This is a genomic window from Shimia sp. R9_2, assembly GCF_017743735.1.
GTDB lineage: Bacteria > Pseudomonadota > Alphaproteobacteria > Rhodobacterales > Rhodobacteraceae > Shimia.
The window spans coordinates 263,494-281,847 of the sequence record NZ_JAGHRO010000004.1 but is presented as its reverse complement, the minus strand read 5'-3'; the positions used below and the strand labels follow the sequence as shown (position 1 = coordinate 281,847).

Genomic DNA, 18,354 nt, shown 5'->3' with positions numbered 1-18,354 from the left:
ACCCCTGTCTGGCCTGTGCGGGATTTCGCACGTTTTTGAAGGCCGCCTATCGGGGTAATTGGGTATTTTGCCGATAACCATTTGTTATTGTGATGAAAAAATTTCAAGAGGGGACATATGCAAGAAATTGTTGAGCGATCTCTTCGCTAAGGCCACAGTCCTGTCATCCAGCGCTTTGAGCACTTCTGGGCGCTGACGGCACTTGAACGAATATCTGGGAGGAAAAAGATATGAAATTCTTGACCACTGCGGCCACAGCGATGGCCCTGACTGTCACCGGCGCGAGCTTTGCTGCGGCATCAGCCTGTGACGATGGCGAAATCGTCGTTAAATTCAGCCACGTGACCAACACCGACAAGCACCCAAAAGGGATTGCTGCGTCGCTCTTGGAAAAGCGCGTGAACGAAGAGATGGACGGCAAGATGTGCATGGAGGTCTTCCCGAACTCCACACTCTATAACGACAACAAAGTGCTGGAAGCGATGCTGCAGGGTGACGTGCAGCTGGCCGCGCCTTCGCTGTCCAAGTTTGAAAAATTCACCAAGCAGTTCCGTCTGTTTGACCTGCCGTTCATGTTCAAAGACATCGCGGCCGTGGATGCGTTCCAAGCCTCTGACAAAGGCCAGGAGATGCTGGACAGCATGCAGCGCCGTGGTCTGCAGGGGCTGGGTTACTGGCACAACGGCATGAAGCAGATGTCTGCAAATGTGCCGCTGGAAACCCCAACCGATGCAAACGGCCTGAAGTTCCGCGTTCAGTCCTCTGATGTGCTTGTGGCCCAGATGGAAGCCATGGGTGGCTCCCCGCAGAAGATGGCCTTCTCCGAAGTTTACGGCGCACTGCAGCAGGGCGTTGTGGACGGTCAGGAGAACACCTGGTCCAACATCTACGGCAAGAAGTTCTTTGAGGTTCAGGACGGCATCACAGAGACCAACCACGGCATTCTGGACTATCTGGTTGTGACCTCTGTCGACTGGCTCGACAGCCTGCCAGAAGATGTGCGCACCCAGTTCATCACCATCTTCCAAGAGGTGACCCACACCCGCAACAAAGAAGCGGAAGCGGTGAACCAAGCGGCGCGTCAGTCCATCATCGATGCAGGCGGCACCATTCGTGAACTGACCCCAGAACAGCGTCTGGCTTGGGTTGAAGCCATGAAGCCGGTTTGGGAGAAATTCACCGACGATGTTGGCCAAGACAACATCGACGCAGCGCAGGCGATCAACGCCGCAGGCTGATTTCAGGGCGTAAATCCTGATGAAATTTGAGCGGGCGGGCCGCCAATGGCCCGCCCGTTTTGCAACCAAAATCCACTCAAAACACAAGCGGGACGCAGGACAATGCAAACCAAGCATAGCTTTGTGGACCGGATCGAAGAGACGCTGATCGCGTTTCTTCTGGGCAGCATGACATTGATCACCTTTGCCAATGTGATTGCCCGGTTCGGTTTCAACTCAAACATTCTCTGGGCGCTGGAGGCGACGGTTTTCCTGTTTGCCTGGCTGGTGCTTTTGGGCGCCTCATATGCCGTCAAGAAACACAGCCATCTGGGCGTCGATGCGATCCTGAACATGGTGAGTCCGGCAACGGCGCGTGTTCTTGGCCTGATCGCGGCTGCGGCATGCCTGATCTTCTCGCTGCTGATGCTGAAAGGTGCCTATGACTATTGGGCGGTCTTTGCGGATCTGCCGCCGACTTCGGGCCGCTGGTTCCCGACCGGCTTTGATCTGAAGGCGCGCAGCCAGTCCTTCTATGAGGTGCAGGACGTGCCGATGGTCAGCGCGTTCAAGTTTCTGGAAGACCTGATCAACTACGGCGACGAATACGAAAAGCTGCCCAAGGTGGTGCCTTACATCGTGCTGCCGATCTCCATGTTCCTGTTGGTGTTCCGGTTTGCACAGGCCTCCATCGCGATCTGGAAAGGCGACACCGACCGTCTGGTGGCCAGCCACGAAGTTGAAGATGAAATTGAAGAAGTGCGCGCACTTCAAGGGGAGCACGACTGATGGCTGTTGTTCTACTATTTGCCATGGTGATTGGTCTCTTGCTGATCGGGGTGCCGATTGCGGTCTCCCTGGGTCTAAGCTCGATTCTGTTCCTGCTGATTTTTGGCGATGCGACGCTGGCCTCGGTGGCGGGCACGCTGTTTGAAGCCTTTGAGGGGCACTTTACGCTGCTGGCGATCCCGTTCTTCATTCTGGCAAGCTCCTTCATGACCACAGGTGGTGTGGCCCGCCGCATCATCCGCTTCTCCATCGCTTGTGTGGGGCATCTGCCCGGCGGTCTGGCCATTGCTGGCGTGTTTGCATGCATGATGTTTGCCGCGCTCTCCGGCTCCTCTCCGGCCACCGTTGTGGCGATTGGTTCCATCGTGATCGCTGGCATGCGCCAGGTCGGCTACTCCAAAGAGTTCGCCGCAGGTGTGATCTGTAACGCAGGGACGCTCGGCATTCTGATCCCACCTTCCATCGTGATGGTGGTCTATGCGGCGGCTGTAGAAGTCTCCGTGGGCCGTATGTTCCTTGCGGGTGTGATCCCGGGCCTTTTGGCGGGGCTGATGCTGATGGTGACCATCTATGTGATGGCGAAGGTGAAGAACCTGCCCAAAGGCGAATGGCGCGGCTTTGGTGAGATTGCACAGAGCGGCATGGAGGCGGGCTGGGGCCTGTTCCTGATCGTGATCATTCTCGGCGGCATCTACGGCGGTGTGTTCACCCCAACCGAAGCAGCGGCTGTGGCGGCGGTCTATGCCTTCTTCATCGCCTGCTTTGTCTACAAAGACATGGGGCCGCTGGCGGCAGACAACAACGGTGGCCAGAAGGTTTCCCTGTTTAAGAAGCCGCACGCGCTGATCACATCCTTCTTCCATGCAGACACCAAACACACGCTGTTTGAGGCGGGCAAACTGACCGTCACGCTGCTGTTTGTGATCGCCAATGCGCTGATCCTGAAGCATGTTCTGACCGAGCAGCAGGTGCCGCAGACCATCGCGAACGCCATGCTGTCTGCAGGCTTTGGCCCTGTGATGTTCCTGATCGTGGTCAACGTGATCCTGCTGATCGGTGGTCAGTTCATGGAGCCCTCAGGCCTTCTGGTGATCGTGGCGCCGCTGGTGTTCCCGATTGCGATTGAGCTCGGCATTGATCCGATCCATCTGGGCATCATCATGGTGGTGAACATGGAGATCGGCATGATCACACCGCCGGTGGGTCTCAACCTCTTTGTGACCTCCGGTGTGGCCGGGATGCCAATGATGGGCGTGGTGCGGGCGGCGCTGCCGTTCCTTGCAGTGCTCTTCGTCTTCCTGATCATGATCACCTATATCCCGTGGATTTCCACCGTGCTGCCCAATGCGGTCATGGGGCCGGAGATCATCACCAACTAGGGGAAGTAAGCGGTGCGCTTCCGCGCGCTCTTATCCTGAAAACAGCAAAGGCGACGCTCCGATCTCGGGGCGTCGTTTTTTTGTGGGGAGTTGGGAAGTTTTGCTGAGAAGCGGTTCAGGGGCAGGTCTGCCCTGAACGCGCCAATCCCAGTGTCAGGCTTGCGCGGCCCGCCTCAAGGCCAAGCCGCTGCGCGGGCGCTGTCGCGCGCCACCCAAGCGGTTTTAGGCCGCGTCAAGCGCGGTGATGATGGCGCTGAAATCCGCTGCTTTGAGGCTTGCGCCGCCCACCAGAGCACCGTCCACGTTGGAAACCGCAAAGATTTCTGCCGCGTTTGAAGGTTTTACGGAGCCGCCGTAGAGCAGGCGCACGGAGCGGCCAACGCCTTCGCCAAAGCGCATTTCCAGTTGGGTGCGCATGAAATCATGGACCTCACCAATCTGGGACATGGTGGGCACTTTGCCGGTGCCAATCGCCCAGATCGGCTCATAAGCCACCACGAGGTTTTCGCCGGTCGCCTCATCCGGGATGGAGCCGGCCAGCTGGCCACCGATGATGTCGAGCGTGTTGTCGGCCTCACGTTCCGCGAGGCTTTCGCCCACGCAGATCACTGAGATCAACCCGGCTCCCCAGGCGGCGGTGGCTTTGCTGCGCACGTCTGCATCGGTTTCGCCGTGGTCTTCGCGCCGCTCGGAGTGGCCCAGGATCACGTGGCTTGCGCCTGCGTCCTTCAGCATGTCTGCTGCGATATCCCCGGTGTGAGCACCATTGGCATTGGCGTGGCAATCCTGACCGCCGATGGCGACAGACCCGCTGATCGCGGCAGCACGGGAAATCAAGGTGGAGGGGGGGCAGATCAGCACATCGGTTTGCGCCTGCGCGCCTGCGGCGGCGAGCGTTTCCAGCTCCGCCAGCGCTGTGGCGGTGCCGTTCATTTTCCAGTTTCCTGCTGCCAGTTTGCGACGCATTTCTGCCCCTCCGTGTGTTGACCCGAGCTATCTAGTGTTAGCGCAAGTCATGGGAGTATGGGCGGCTTACGTCAAGCGCTCAGGTGAGTTTCGGCGCTCCGTTAGCGGCAACCTGTTCCGCCAGCTCATCCATGTCTTTGAATTTGATGGATTCGCCGCAGCCACAGGCATCGGCCACATTGGGGTTGTTGAATTGAAAGCCGCTTTCCAGAAGCGAAACGCGGTAATCAATCTCGGTGCCAAAGAGAAACATCTGCGCCATCGGCGCAATCATCACCACGGCGCCGTCCTGTTCCACACGTTCGTCATGCGGGTCGGACTCAGTCACGTAATCCATGGTGTATTCCATGCCCGCGCAGCCGCCTTTTTTGACGCCAATGCGCAGGCCTGCATGGCCTTCTTTGGCCATGAGCTTGGAGATCTGCGCGGCGGCAGATTTGGTCATGGTGACCGCTTGTTTTCCGGGAATGCCAAACATCAGCTTTCCTTTCTAACCCGTTGTGAAATCACATGAAGCCCAGCTCAAGCCGTGCTTCATCGCTCATCATTTCCATACCCCAAGGTGGCGACCAGACAAGCGCCACCTCAACCGTGCGCACACCGCCGACACCGGCGACAGCTTCCTGCACCCAGCCTGGCATTTCGCCAGCCACAGGGCAACCGGGCGCGGTGAGGGTCATGATCACATTCACGTCGTTCTCGCCATTGACCAGGATCGTGTAGATCAGGCCCAGATCGTAGATATTTACCGGAATTTCAGGGTCATAGACGCTGCGGCACGCCTCCACGATCTGCTCGTGCAGCGGGTGATCCGTGCTTGACGGAGTGATCAGCGGCGCGCCTTCGACGGGATCGGTGGCGGGATCGGGAGCCTGTGTCATGCTGTGTCCTACATAAATCCTGAGGTTTTCATATAGGAAATTCCCATTCGGAGGTCCAGAGGGGGGAAGGGGCGAAAATGCAGGGTTGGTATCGCTAAGATGGGTGCGACCCACGCGCCTCGGCGTTTTTCTTTAGAGGGATGCAAACAAAAAAGGCTCCGACCGTGGGGTCAGAGCAGAAGTTTTTCGTTAGCGACAAGCCCCGGCTGATCAGTCGTTGATGTCATGCTTGAAGGTTTTGACCTGGCCTTTGGGCAGCGCAAACAGGCGGCGCAGGATGAGCCAGGCGGCCAAGCTGACGGCGGCGAAGATCAAGAGCAGCATGGGCACCGATAGAAGTTGCAGCGGGCCGAGGAGGGCGAGGCCGACCACGGCGGCGGCAATTGCGAAGCCGAGGAAGACAAAGCCCGGGGCGAGCACTTCGAGGATCGCGAGCACCAAGGCGGCGGCGAGCCAGACCCACCATGTTGTCATGAGGTCGGCCATATCCTTATCCTTTCAAGAGCTTAAAGGCGTCGCCAAAGGCTTCGATCGCGGCGGCGGGCAGCACGATGGTCTGTTTGCCTTCGCCATTGCCAAGCGCGTTGAGCGACTCGACCTGTTTGAGCGCCACCTGATATTGCGCGGCCTCGATGCCGTTGTTTTTGATCGCTTCGGCCACAACGCCAGTGGCGTAGGCTTCGGCCTCCGCCTCAATGCGGCGGGCTTTGGCGGATTGCTCGGCGGCGTACAGCTCCGCATCAGCCTGCAGTTCGACCGCGCGTTTCTGGCCTTCGGCCTCGGTCACCTGCGCGCGGCGGGCGCGTTCGGCGTTGAGCTGTTGCAGCATGGCGTCGCGGGTGGCTTGGTCGAGGTTCACGTCAAGGATTTCGGCGCGGGTCACTTCGATGCCCCAGTCATCCACGGCGGTTTCGACCATGGCCTGAATGGAGGCGATCAGGCTGGCGCGGTTGGATTGCACCTCGTCCAGATCCATTTTACCGATCTCGGCCCGCACGATCCCGGCGACGGTGGTGGCAATGGCGCCGTCCACATCGCGGATGCGGTAGACGGTCTTTTCCGGCTCCAGAATGCGGTAGAACACGGAGGTGTCGATCTGCACCAGCACGTTGTCTTTGGTGATCGCGTCCTGTGTGGCGTTGGGCAGCTGACGCTCCAGAATGGAGATCTGGTGGCGGACCACATCAAGGAAGGGCACAACGAAGTTGATGCCCGGCCCAAGCACCGAATGCAGGCGGCCAAAGCGCTCGACCACGTGTTTTTCGCTCTGCGGCACGATGCGCACGCCTTTCAGAACGACGATGATCAGGAAAATAGCGCCCAAAATCAGGACGATGTTTTGTGATAGCAACGATAAAATCAGATCTTCCATATGTGGTCTGCTCCCCAAAAAATGCTTGTGTTTCTGTGGTTTGCAATATGGGCATTGGGGGGTGTTTTACAAGCGAAACGCGAGGGCGTATGGAGGGGGAAAATACGTCAAATGTCCCCGAAAGAAGGTGTGTGATGTCAGAGAAGTTTTCGTTCTCGCTTAAGGCCACGGATGGCAAAGCCCGTACGGGTGTGATCGACACGCCGCGCGGCGAAATTCGCACGCCCGCGTTTATGCCGGTGGGCACGGCGGCAACGGTGAAGGCGATGATGCCGGAAAGTGTGCGCGCGACCGGGGCGGATATCCTGTTGGGCAACACTTATCACCTGATGCTGCGCCCCACAGCGGAGCGGATTGACCGTTTGGGTGGGTTGCACAAGTTCATGAACTGGGAGCGCCCCATTCTAACCGACAGCGGCGGGTTTCAGGTGATGAGCCTTGCCGGGCTGCGCAAGCTGACGGAGAAAGGCGTGACGTTTAAGAGCCACATTGACGGTTCCAAGCACGCGCTGACGCCGGAGCGGTCGATGGAGATCCAGAAGCTCTTGGGCACCGACATTGTCATGTGTTTTGACGAATGCCCTGCGCTGCCTGCGGATCGGGACCGGATTGCAGAGAGCATGCGGCTGTCAATGCGCTGGGCGCAGCGCTCGCGCGATGCCTTTGGGGATCGCCCCGGCCATGCGCTCTTTGGCATTCAGCAGGGCGGTCTGGAGCAGGATTTCCGCGAAGAATCCGCTGAGGCGCTCAAAGAGATTGGCTTTGACGGTTATGCCGTGGGTGGCCTTGCGGTTGGCGAAGGGCAGGAGGCGATGTTTGGCTGTCTGGACTATGCGCCTGACATGCTGCCGGTGGACAAGCCGCGCTATCTCATGGGCGTGGGCAAACCGGATGACATCGTCGGCGCGGTGAAGCGCGGGATCGACATGATGGATTGCGTGCTGCCGTCCCGCTCGGGCCGGACGGGGCAGGTGTTCACACGCCACGGGGTGGTGAACATCAAAAACGCACGCCACGCGGATGATCCGCGCCCGCTGGATGAGCAGTGCAGTTGCCCGGCGTGTTCCAACTATTCGCGCGCTTACCTGCATCATGTGTTCCGCAGCAACGAGATGATCTCTGGCATGCTGCTGACCTGGCATAATCTGCACTATTTCCAAGAGATCATGCAGGGCATGCGGGATGCCATTGCGGCGGGCACATTTGCGGCCTGGGAAGCGGATTTCCACGCGCAGCGCGCGCAAGGGGACATCGAGCCACTGTAAGGCTTGCGGTTTGCTAAGTTTGTTGGCCCTCGCCCTCGGCGGGGGCTTTTTCGTCTGCGCCGCTTTCTGCGTCTTCGTTTTGGCGGTCAAAGATCAGATCGATCAGCATCCCGATTCCGCGCAGGATCAGGGTGAAAAAGAGGAATGAGACAATCACCAGCGCGATGTCACCGTCGCGGGTGGTGGGGTCAACCCACATCATCATGCCAAGTGCCAGAAGCAGCGCGGCGATGGAGGCGGATTTGAGGGAGGTGAGTTTCTTAAGCATCGTCGCTGTCCCCTTCGCCTAAGAGCACATCCGTGATCATTGCCCGTATGGCCCCAATGATGCGCGCGCCGTGATAGTCGCTGTAAAGCCGCAAGGTGCGGCGCAGCTCATACCGGTAAATCGGGCAATCCCAGCAGGTTGCAGCGATCTTGCGTTTCCACGCGCGGAAATCAGCCTCGGCCTGTTGTTTGGTCACAACGAGGCTTAGGTTTTTGCTCAGTACCGGCGCACCGATGGTGCCGATGGAATGGCCGGGGTTCCACGCCAGCAGGAAAGGGCCGCGATCTGAGCCGATGTTTTCGCCTGCGGCGCGGGCGGCATCCATGAAGAAGTCGCTGTGGGGCAGATTGTAGTGTTTCGCTGCCAGTTCGCATTTTTGCCCGTTCGGGCTTGAGTTCAGTTCATTTGCGATCTCTGCGCTGGAGACCGGCCAGATCGTCACAACCTGTCGGGCCGAAGGAAAGGCCGCTGTGGCCCCCGCGACGGAGGCGATGATGCCCTGAAACGCGCGGCACAGCATGGCGAAGCGCGCCTCTGTGTCCGGTGTCGGATTTTGCGGGAAGGCCACCACGCCATAGGCCAGATAGCCCTCGGGCGGGAATTGGCCTGGTGCGGCAAACAGATGGGTCGGGATGATGCGGTCAGACGGAGGCGGACCAGCGGCGGTTGCTGGCAGGAGCTCGCTGAGATCTGCGCCTTGCTCCAGCGCTTCCAATAAGGCGTCGACCTCCTCAGAGTCTGTCTCAGCGCGTTCCTCCGCGCCAACCGTGTCAGAAGCCGCGTCCACGGAGATGGTTTCCTCCGCAACAGGGGCGGCAGCGGCCTCTTCAGTGGCGCTGAGGTCCATTGTTGCGAGCTGTTCGAATGCGCCCTCTGCTGGGATGCCTGAGACGCTTTCAAACTCGTCAGGAGCCTCTAACACCATCTCAAGCGGGGTATCAAAATCTTCGATCACCGGTGGCTCTTCGGAGGCAAATGGTTCGGGATTGCCTTCGATGCTCAAGAGCGTGCCCGGCTGGATTGAGATCGCTTCGTCAAAGGGAGCGCTTGTTGGGCTGTCTGGTTGAGCGGTGGTGGTCGAGGGCGCGGCGATGCTTCCCGTGGGAATGTCCATTTGCGCAAGGGCTTCCGGCGTTATCGCGCCGTCCTGGATCATCTGCTCCACCGTGCTTAGGGCGAGGCCACGGGTGCTTTGTTGTGTGGATTGGGCCTGTTGTTGAGCGTCGCCAATCTCAGCGCGTAGGGCCGTCATGGCCCGTTGAGAATTTGACGCTTCAGCGCTGGGCTCTGGCACGGTCTCGGGCAAACTTGGTGCGGATGCCGCACTTTCTGTTGCCGGAGCGACCTCTTGTTCCGGGGGCGGGCTTGTAGGAACGCTGGCCACCTCTGACTCGGTGGCCGTCTCTGATGCCTCAGGCGGGATGCCGGACATCGTGATCACAAGCGGAGCATCGTCCTCTGTCGGGCTGGGGCTGAACATGCCAAGCGCGAGGAAGCCGCCAAGCAACACAACGGCCAAAATCCCAACGATCGCAAACCTGCGCATAAAATCACCTCAAAACCGGATACTTAGCAAATACCCAGAAACATTAGCACAAATACCTTCTATTACCTAACTTCCAGCGCCGTGTGGGATGCGGGGGATCCCAGCTGTGGCGTGGTTGCTGCTACGGCAACTTTTTGCCGATCAGACAGCGCAAATCTACGTCACGAAAAATCACTTGAGATGGGGCTTTCCGCCTTGTTCCTTACGCTCTGTAAAGGCATTGTGTGCTCCAACGAGCAAAACGCTGTTGAAAGCGGAGGCATCGGCCCCCAAATCAATAAGCCGAGGAAACGGAAAGTGGCCGAGTGGCTGCCTCAAAGAGGGGCCTGTGTCGCTTTGCTAGAACAAGGAAAACTCATGCAAGAGCCTCTCAACACATCTTATCCTGTCCTGCCGCTGCGCGACATTGTGGTCTTCCCACATATGATCGTGCCGCTGTTTGTGGGCCGGGACAAATCGGTCCGCGCGCTGGAAGAGGTGATGGCCGATGACAAGCAGATCCTGCTGTCGAGCCAGATGGATCCCGCTGAGGATGATCCCAACATTGATGGCATCTATCGCACTGGCGTTCTGGCGAATGTGCTGCAGCTCCTGAAGCTGCCCGATGGCACTGTAAAAGTGCTGGTCGAAGGCCAGAGCCGTGTGACAATCACCGACTTTTTGGAAAATGACGATTTCTTTGAAGCGACGGCTAAGCCGCTTGAAGAAATGCCAGGCGACGCCGCCACCATCGAAGCGCTTCTGCGCTCTGTTGGCGATGAGTTTGAGCGTTATGCCAAGGTCAAAAAGAACATCCCCGAAGAGGCGCTGAGTGCGGTGGAAGAAGCCGCTGAGCCGGCGCGTCTGGCCGATCTTGTGGCCGGGCATCTGGGCATTGAGGTGTCTGAGAAGCAGGAGCTTCTGGAGACCCTGTCTGTGAGCGAGCGCTTGGAGAAGGTCTATGGCCTTATGCAGGGCGAGATGAGCGTTCTGCAGGTTGAGAAAAAGATCAAAACCCGCGTCAAATCCCAGATGGAGAAAACCCAGCGCGAGTACTATCTGAATGAGCAGATGAAGGCCATTCAGAAGGAGCTGGGGGATGGCGAAGAGGGCGAAGGCGAAATTGCCGAGCTCGAAGAGAAGATCGCCAAGACCAAGCTCTCCAAAGAGGCCAAGGAAAAGGCTGACGCGGAACTCAAGAAGCTCAAGAACATGAGCCCGATGAGTGCCGAGGCCACCGTGGTGCGCAACTATCTGGATTGGATGCTCTCCATTCCATGGGGCAAGCGCGGCCGCGTGAAAAAAGATCTCAAAGGCGCGCAGGCGGTGCTCGACAAAGACCACTACGGCCTGGAGAAGGTGAAAGAGCGCATCGTCGAGTATCTCGCGGTGCAACAACGCTCCTCCAAGCTCAAAGGCCCGATCTTGTGCCTTGTTGGCCCTCCCGGTGTGGGTAAAACCTCGCTGGGCAAATCTGTGGCCAAAGCGACCGGTCGTGAATTCATCCGCATCAGCCTTGGCGGCGTGCGTGATGAAAGCGAGATCCGCGGCCACCGCCGGACTTACATCGGCTCCATGCCGGGTAAGATCATTCAGGCGCTGAAGAAAGCGAAGACCACCAACCCGCTGATCCTGCTCGATGAAATCGACAAGATGGGTCAGGACTTCCGCGGTGATCCGGCCTCTGCGATGCTCGAGGTTCTCGACCCAGAGCAGAACGGCACCTTCGTGGATCACTACCTTGAGGTGGAATATGATCTTTCCAACGTGATGTTCCTGACCACGGCGAACTCCTACAACATGCCGGGGCCTTTGCTGGACCGGATGGAGATCATTTCGCTGGCCGGGTACACCGAGGACGAAAAGCGTGAGATCGCGCGTCAGCACCTGATCGACAAGCAGATCAAGAACCACGGCCTGAAAAAGGGCGAGTTCGAGGTCTCTGACGAGGCGCTGCAGGAGGTGATCCGCACCTACACCCGCGAGGCGGGCGTGCGGAACCTTGAGCGTGAGCTGGCGAAGCTGACCCGGAAGGCGGTCACACAGATTGTGAAAGGCGACGCCGAAAGCGTGTCTGTCACACCTGAGAATCTGGATGATTTCCTTGGCGTGAAGAAATACCGCTACGGTCTTGCGGAAGAAGAGCATCAGGTCGGTGTTGTCACCGGTCTGGCCTGGACCAGCGTGGGCGGCGATCTGCTGCATATCGAAGGTTTGAAACTGCCCGGTAAGGGGCGGATGAAAACCACCGGTAAGCTCGGCGATGTGATGAAAGAATCCATCGATGCAGCAAGCTCCTACGTGCGCTCGATCAGCCCGCAGATTGGTGTGAAGCCAACCGTCTTTGACAAAATCGACATCCACGTGCACGTGCCAGATGGGGCCACCCCGAAGGACGGCCCCTCTGCGGGCCTTGCGATGGTGACCTCGATTGTGTCTGTGCTGACCGGCATTCCTGTGCGCAAAGACATTGCCATGACCGGCGAGGTCTCTCTGCGCGGCAATGCGATGCCGATTGGCGGCCTCAAAGAGAAGCTCTTGGCGGCACTGCGCGGCGGCATCAAAACCGTGCTGATCCCGCAGGAGAACGAGAAAGATCTGGCGGATATTCCGGACAACGTGAAAGACGGTCTGGAAATCATCGCGGTGAAACATGTCTCCGAAGTGCTGAAGCTTGCGCTGATTGAAGAGCCAGAAGCGATTGAGTGGGACGAGGCGGCAGAAGAAGCCGCAGCGGCAGCGCTGAAATCTGAAGAGGGCACAGGCGCCCGCGCGCACTAAAAAGCCCGCTTAAAGTACGAGAAAACGCGTCAGCAATCTGGCGCGTTTTTTTATGCGCTAGATGTATCCAATTTTAAGAAAAAATCGTGTGATTTTAATCGGTCACAGCGGGGTTTTGATCCACTGATCATTAATCATATTCCGGCATCCCAGAGGGGCATTTTACATCAGGAGCCAGAATGGAACCTCAAACACGACTCGGCCTTGCGCGGCTGACGAAGATGGCCTTTGACGGAATCGATTTGATGCCGCTGCGGGCTGAACTGCTCACACAATCGGAGCAGAGTGATGACACCGACGGCATTTTTATGGACCTCTCGGTGATTGATCAGCTGCATGGAAATCAGGAGATGGGGCTGGAGTGGCAGGCCAAGGCGCTGAAGGGCCATCGCATGTTCTCCATCAACCGGCGCGAAACGGCGCAACCCAAGCTCTTGGTGTTTGCGGAGCCGAGCCATGTGGGGGGCAATACGCCGATTGAATTCCTGCTGGAAACCTCTGATTTTGAGATCATCACCTATTATCCTGACCTGACACCCGGCGCGCAGAATGTGCTGCCGGAGCATGATGTGGCGTTCTGTGCGGTGCCGACCGATTCCGACATTGCCACACCGTTTTTTGAGACCGTGCGTGGGCTGACAGCACAGAGCGGCGTTCATACGTTCAACCTGCCTGACGGGCCGGTGGATCTTGATCGTGACGTGCTGGCACGCATCTTCCCTTACGTGCGCGGGCTGCGCTTCCCGAAGACCACCCGGATCACACGCGACGCGCTGATTGGCGCGCTGGTTGCGGGGCAGGAGGAAGCGATGCTGGCCGGGGTAGGGGGCTATCCCTACATCATCCGTCCGGTGGGTTCCCATGCCGGTCTGGGGCTTGAGAAAGTGGATGATAAGGACGCGCTGGTGGATTACCTGCTGCGTCAACCTGCACCGGATTTCTTTGTCTCTGAATATGTGAACTATGCGACGCCTGCTGACAGCCAATTCCGCAAATACCGGATTGTCTTTGTGAACGGCAAAGCCTTCCCCTGTCATATGGCGATCGCGGATCAGTGGGACGTTTGGTATCTGAACGCGAAGATGGAGCAGCATCCAGAGAAGCGCGCGGAAGAGGCCGCCTGGATGGAAGCGTTTGACACAGGTTTTGCGGCACGCCACAGCCATGCGTTTGAGGCGCTGACCACGGGTATCGGGTTGAACTACTTCGGCATTGATTGCGCCGAAGACCGTGACGGCAATCTGGTGGTGTTTGAAGCGGACAATGCGCTGATCGTGCACGACATGGATTCAGATGCGATTTTCCCATACAAAAGCAAACACATGCACGAGATCTTTGCGTCCTTTGAAGCGATGCTGAACGCCTATCGCAAAGACGACAAAGCAGCGATTTCTACCAGTGTTCCGCACTGAGTGAGACACAGGTTTGAGATTGAGAGCGTGCCCTTTAAGTGGCGCGCTTTTCTGTTTCTCAAATAGAAAAAAATTGGGGGGCGCTTGGCCCCCCAGTTTCGCCATTCAGGCTCACTCTATATACCGCTCGATGTTTTTTGCCTGCGGCCTGAATGTCGTCGGAGCGAGCGCACCCGCTCCGGGTATCACCACCACCTGAAATAGGGACGATGGCGGGATATTTCGTCGGGGGCCTCTGCCCCCTACCCAGGTCCCCCCGGGATCTCATGTGGCGGCGGGGTCAGGCCCGGCGCTTGCTGGCCGCGTAGAGCAGCTGCTCTGCGTAGCCGTTGTCTTTGACTGCTTTGGGGGCGGAGGTCTCCGCACCCAGCAGTTTTTCTTTGGCCCCCTGACGGACCTGCTTGGCCCATTCGCGCCGGACAGAAATACGTCCGACGACGGCGAGATCATCCGTGAGTGGCTTTTCAACAGGTGAGATCTCGTGAATGCTGGCTGTCATGTCTTCGGCTCGAAGGCTTCTGCGCTTCGTGGTAGTCACATTCTTCTCCTTAGCTGCAGCCGCTTGTCGCGCCACAGGTGTTGCATTTCATGCAGGTGCCGTTGCGCACCAGCGTGTAGTTTCCGCAATCGCCGCAGGGGTCTCCCTCATAGCCCTGCATCTTTGCCTTGGACCGAGCGTCCATCGACAGGGTTGCGACAGGTGCAGCTGCCGGCGCGGCCACCGTTGCGGCGGAGGCGCTGGATGCCACGTCTGATACGCCCGCGCTAGCGGTTTCCGGCACAAGCGTGTTCAATTTTTGGATAGGATCGCCCATTTCCGGCGAGGTCCCGCCACCGCCGTTCAGAACCACAAGTTCCTGTGGCAGGCGCTTGCGCAGATACCCTGTAGAGGAGATCTGTTTCAGCACTTCCAGAGACCGGCTTGCGGCCGATTCTGAGAGCTCTGAGAGGTTGGACACGCCTTCCTCTTCGCCGCGGCCCATATCGTCAAAGCTGGTGCCTTGAGGCTTGATGTGGGCGAGGTCGGTGCGGTCGAGATAAGACACAGCCAGCTCGCGGAAGATGTAGTCCAGGATCGAGGTCGCGTTCTTGATGCTGTCGTTGCCCTGCACCATGCCCGCAGGCTCAAATTTGGTGAAGGTGAACGCATCGACAAACTCTTCAAGCGGCACGCCATATTGCAGGCCCACGGAGACCGCGATGGCGAAGTTGTTCATCATCGCGCGGAAGCCAGCGCCTTCCTTGTGCATATCGATGAAGATTTCGCCCAGCGAGCCGTCGGAGTATTCGCCGGTCCGCAGGTAGACCTTGTGGCCGCCCACAACTGCTTTCTGAGTGTAGCCTTTGCGGCGCTCTGGCATCTTCTCCCGACCGCGGGCTACTTCTTTGAGCACGATCTTCTCGACGATTTTCTCCGCCAGCACCTGTGCTTTTTCAGGCATGGAGCCTGTTTCGAGCACTTCGGCGGCTTCGTCATCATCTTCCACCAGCGCAGCGGCCAGCGGTTGGGACAGTTTGGAGCCGTCGCGATAGAGCGCATTGGCTTTGATGCCGAGAGACCAGGAGAGCTCATAAGCCTTCTGGCAGTCTTCGATGGTGGCATCATTTGGCATGTTGATCGTCTTGGAGATCGCGCCGGAAATGAAGCTTTGCGCGGCGGCCATCATGGTGATGTGGCTGTCTACGGAGAGGTAGCGCTTGCCTTTCTTGCCGCATGGGTTGGCGCAGTCAAAGATCGCATAGTGCTCTTCTTTGAGGTGCGGTGCGCCTTCCAGGGTCATGGTGCCGCAAACGTGGTCATTGGCGGCTTCAATGTCGGCTTTGGTGAAGCCGAGGTGGGCGAGCAGCTCAAACGACGGATCGTTGAGTTTCTCCGCCGGAATGCCAAGCGCATTGGTGCAGAACTCTTCGCCCAGCGTCCACTGGTTGAAGACAAAGCGGATGTCGAATGCAGAGCCAAGCGCCGCTTCGATCTTGTCGATCTCATTGGTGGTGAACCCATGGCCAATGAGAGAGGTGTGGTTGATGCCCGGCGCGTTGCCGATGGAGCCGTGGCCCACGGCGTAAGACACAATCTCTTCGATCTGGGCGGAGGAATAGCCAAGCTTTTCCAATGCGCCAGGGACGGAGCGGTTGATGATCTTGAAGTAGCCGCCGCCTGCGAGCTTCTTGAACTTCACCAGCGCGAAGTCAGGCTCGATCCCGGTGGTGTCGCAATCCATCACCAGACCAATGGTGCCGGTGGGAGCAATCACGGAGGTCTGCGCGTTGCGGAAGCCGTTTTTCTCGCCAAGCATCAGCGCTTCGTCCCAGCTGGACTGTGCAAGCGCGACCAGCATCGGATCCGGGCAGTTGGCGGTGTCGAGTGCCACCGGCTTGACCGCAAGGCCTTCGTAGCCTTCGGTTTTGCCGTAGGCGGCGCGGCGGTGGTTGCGGATCACGCGCAGCATGTGCTGGCTGTTGCGGGCATAGCCGTCAAAGGCGCCCAGCTCACCGGCCATCTCGGCGGAGGTGGCATAAGAAATGCCGGTCATGATCGCGGTGAGGGCACCGGCCAGCGCGCGGCCTTCGGTGCTGTCATAGCCCAGCCCCATGTTCATCAGCAGGCCGCCAATGTTGGCATAGCCCAGACCCAGCGTGCGGAAATCATAGCTGAGCTGCGCAATTTCCTTGGACGGGAACTGCGCCATGGTCACGGAGATTTCCAGCGTCACCGTCCAGAGGCGGGTGGCGTGGATGTAGTCTTCTGCCTGAAACTGGCCGTCTTTGAGGAAGGTCAGCAGGTTCATGGAGGCCAGGTTACAGGCCGTATCATCCAGGAACATATACTCAGAGCAGGGGTTGGAGCCGCGAATCTCGCCGTCTTCGGGACAGGTGTGCCACGCATTGACGGTGTCGTGGTACTGGATGCCCGGATCGGCACAGGCCCATGCGGCGTGGCCCACATCTTCCCAAAGCTTGCGCGCCTTGATGGTTTTGGCGACCTCGCCGTCGGTGCGGCGGATCAATTCCCAATCGTCGTCATTCTCAACCGCCTTCAGGAAGGCGTCGGTGACACGGATCGAGTTGTTGGAGTTCTGGCCCGACACGGAGGCGTAGGCTTCAGAATCCCAGTCGGTGTCATAGGTCGGAAATTCGATACTGGCGTAGCCCTGTTTGGCATAATCCAGCACGCGCTTGATGTAAGTCTCCGGGATCATGACGCTTTTGGCGTCACGTACCGCAGCTTTCAGCGCCGGGTTGACCTTGGCATCATAGGCGTCTGCCTCCGCGCCATCCCAGGAGCCGATCGCGGCAAAAATGGCGTTGAGCTTCTGCTCGTGCATCTTGGAGCCGGCCACGATGGAGGCAACCTTCTGCTCCTCTTTGACCTTCCAGTTGATGTATTCTTCGATGTCCGGGTGGTCCGCATCCACGATCACCATCTTGGCTGCGCGCCGCGTGGTGCCGCCGGATTTGATTGCGCCAGCAGCGCGGTCACCGATCTTCAGAAAGCCCATGAGGCCGGAGGATTTCCCGCCGCCGGAGAGAGATTCGCCGTCTGCGCGCAGCGAGGAGAAGTTGGTGCCGGTGCCGGAGCCGTATTTGAAGAGGCGTGCCTCGCGCACCCAGAGGTCCATGATGCCGCCATCACCCACCAGATCATCGGCCACGGACTGAATGAAGCAGGCGTGGGGCTGTGGGTGCTCGTAGGCGGATTTGGATTTGGTCAGCTTGCCGGTTTTATAGTCCACATAGTAGTGACCCTGGCTTGGCCCATCGATGCCATAGGCCCAGTGCAGACCGGTGTTGAACCACTGTGGAGAGTTTGGTGCTGCGCGTTGGGTTGCGAGCATAAAGCGCATTTCGTCGAAGTAGGCGCGGGCGTCTTCCTCGGAGGAGAAGTAGCCGCCTTTCCAGCCCCAATAGGTCCACGCACCGGCGAGGCGGTCAAAAACCTGTTTAGCGCTGGTCTCGCCGCCTAGTTGTACGTCATCATTTGCAGGCACAGAGCGCCACAGGAACTCAGGCACGTCCTTTTCACGCACTTTGCGCAGCTTGGCAGGCACGCCGGCTTTGCGGAAATACTTCTGGGCAATCACATCGGAGGCCACCTGAGACCAGCTGGCAGGAACTTCAACATTGTCGAGGCGGAACACGATGGTGCCATCCGGGTTGCGGATTTCCGATTCGGTGGTCACGAAGTTGAGGTCCGCGTATGCGTCCTGTCCGGTCTTGGTGAAACGCCGTTGAATTTTCATGCCCTGCCTCGTTCCCAGTTCCAAATTAACCCCGACACATCACCTGTGCCCTTGCCCTCAGCGGCCTAAAAACATGCGGTTTGGACCACCGGACGGGGTCTCACTTCGAAAGGCAAAAGGAACCGGCGTGCGCACCACACAATATCTGGTGTCGCTAATGGCCTTAATTGGCGCTGATTTCCGAATTGTCCCTGCCGCCCCTCGCGCCACAACATGTAGTGTGTTTTCTTGGCTGCCCCCACAAACTGGCGTAAATTT

15 protein-coding genes are annotated in these 18,354 nt (G+C 58.5%); 6 read left to right on the top strand and 9 right to left on the bottom strand.

The window, feature by feature from the left end; genetic code table 11:
- Positions 1-230 precede the first annotated feature (230 nt).
- From J7400_RS12280 to J7400_RS12270, 3 genes are all read left to right on the top strand, one after another.
- Positions 231-1,238: a DctP family TRAP transporter solute-binding subunit gene (locus tag J7400_RS12280; RefSeq protein WP_209063578.1), complete on the top strand. Its 1,008-nt coding sequence runs from the start codon at positions 231-233 to the stop codon at positions 1,236-1,238.
- A 102-nt stretch (positions 1,239-1,340) separates the two neighbouring features.
- A complete protein-coding gene (locus J7400_RS12275; RefSeq protein ID WP_209063576.1) occupies positions 1,341-2,006 on the top strand; it encodes a TRAP transporter small permease in 666 nt (221 codons plus the stop codon).
- The gene (locus J7400_RS12270) at positions 2,006-3,385 is read left to right on the top strand and encodes a TRAP transporter large permease (protein ID WP_209063574.1); all 1,380 of its coding nucleotides are present in this window, start codon (positions 2,006-2,008) and stop codon (positions 3,383-3,385) included. The genes J7400_RS12275 and J7400_RS12270 overlap by 1 nt, the downstream gene beginning before the upstream one ends.
- A 222-nt stretch (positions 3,386-3,607) precedes the next feature.
- On the opposite strand, the gene tpiA is transcribed toward J7400_RS12270, so the two are convergent.
- From tpiA to J7400_RS12245, 5 genes are all read right to left on the bottom strand, one after another.
- Positions 3,608-4,351 carry a triose-phosphate isomerase gene (tpiA, locus tag J7400_RS12265; RefSeq protein WP_209063572.1) on the bottom strand — a complete coding sequence of 248 codons (744 nt, stop codon included), beginning with the start codon at positions 4,349-4,351 and terminating at the stop codon, positions 3,608-3,610.
- Between the two features lie 79 nt (positions 4,352-4,430).
- Positions 4,431-4,829 (bottom strand): iron-sulfur cluster assembly accessory protein, encoded by a 399-nt coding sequence (locus tag J7400_RS12260; protein ID WP_209063570.1) that lies wholly within the window; start codon positions 4,827-4,829, stop codon positions 4,431-4,433.
- Positions 4,830-4,857: 28 nt separating this feature from the next.
- The gene (locus J7400_RS12255) at positions 4,858-5,232 is read right to left on the bottom strand and encodes an SUF system Fe-S cluster assembly protein (RefSeq protein ID WP_209063568.1); all 375 of its coding nucleotides are present in this window, start codon (positions 5,230-5,232) and stop codon (positions 4,858-4,860) included.
- Between the two features lie 210 nt (positions 5,233-5,442).
- Positions 5,443-5,718, bottom strand: coding sequence for a hypothetical protein (locus tag J7400_RS12250; RefSeq protein WP_209063566.1), 276 nt, complete (start codon positions 5,716-5,718; stop codon positions 5,443-5,445).
- A 4-nt stretch (positions 5,719-5,722) separates the two neighbouring features.
- On the bottom strand, positions 5,723-6,604 hold the full coding sequence (locus J7400_RS12245; RefSeq protein WP_209063564.1) for an SPFH domain-containing protein: 882 nt from the start codon (positions 6,602-6,604) through the stop codon (positions 5,723-5,725).
- Positions 6,605-6,738: 134 nt separating this feature from the next.
- Here J7400_RS12245 and tgt point away from each other — a divergent pair, with 134 nt between their 5' ends.
- Positions 6,739-7,869, top strand: coding sequence for a tRNA guanosine(34) transglycosylase Tgt (gene tgt, locus J7400_RS12240; RefSeq protein ID WP_209063562.1), 1,131 nt, complete (start codon positions 6,739-6,741; stop codon positions 7,867-7,869).
- A gap of 13 nt (positions 7,870-7,882) precedes the next feature.
- Here tgt and J7400_RS12235 read toward each other — a convergent pair whose 3' ends face one another.
- On the bottom strand, positions 7,883-8,137 hold the full coding sequence (locus J7400_RS12235) for a hypothetical protein (RefSeq protein WP_209063560.1): 255 nt from the start codon (positions 8,135-8,137) through the stop codon (positions 7,883-7,885).
- Entirely contained in the window at positions 8,130-9,683 is a 1,554-nt protein-coding gene (locus tag J7400_RS12230) for a hypothetical protein (protein ID WP_209063558.1), read from the bottom strand. The genes J7400_RS12235 and J7400_RS12230 overlap by 8 nt, the downstream gene beginning before the upstream one ends.
- Positions 9,684-10,040: 357 nt before the next feature.
- On the opposite strand from J7400_RS12230, the gene lon reads away from it, so the two are divergent.
- Together lon and J7400_RS12220 are read left to right on the top strand one after the other, a co-directional pair.
- Positions 10,041-12,443, top strand: a complete 2,403-nt coding sequence (gene lon / locus J7400_RS12225) for an endopeptidase La (protein ID WP_209063556.1) — start codon at positions 10,041-10,043, stop codon at positions 12,441-12,443.
- A 179-nt stretch (positions 12,444-12,622) separates the two neighbouring features.
- Positions 12,623-13,855 carry a hypothetical protein gene (locus tag J7400_RS12220; RefSeq protein WP_209063554.1) on the top strand — a complete coding sequence of 411 codons (1,233 nt, stop codon included), beginning with the start codon at positions 12,623-12,625 and terminating at the stop codon, positions 13,853-13,855.
- A 280-nt stretch (positions 13,856-14,135) separates the two neighbouring features.
- On the opposite strand, the gene J7400_RS12215 is transcribed toward J7400_RS12220, so the two are convergent.
- A complete protein-coding gene (locus J7400_RS12215; protein ID WP_209063552.1) occupies positions 14,136-14,393 on the bottom strand; it encodes a hypothetical protein in 258 nt (85 codons plus the stop codon).
- Between the two features lie 10 nt (positions 14,394-14,403).
- The gene (locus tag J7400_RS12210) at positions 14,404-18,096 is read right to left on the bottom strand and encodes a vitamin B12-dependent ribonucleotide reductase (RefSeq protein WP_209063550.1); all 3,693 of its coding nucleotides are present in this window, start codon (positions 18,094-18,096) and stop codon (positions 14,404-14,406) included.
- Positions 18,097-18,354: the final 258 nt, after the last annotated feature.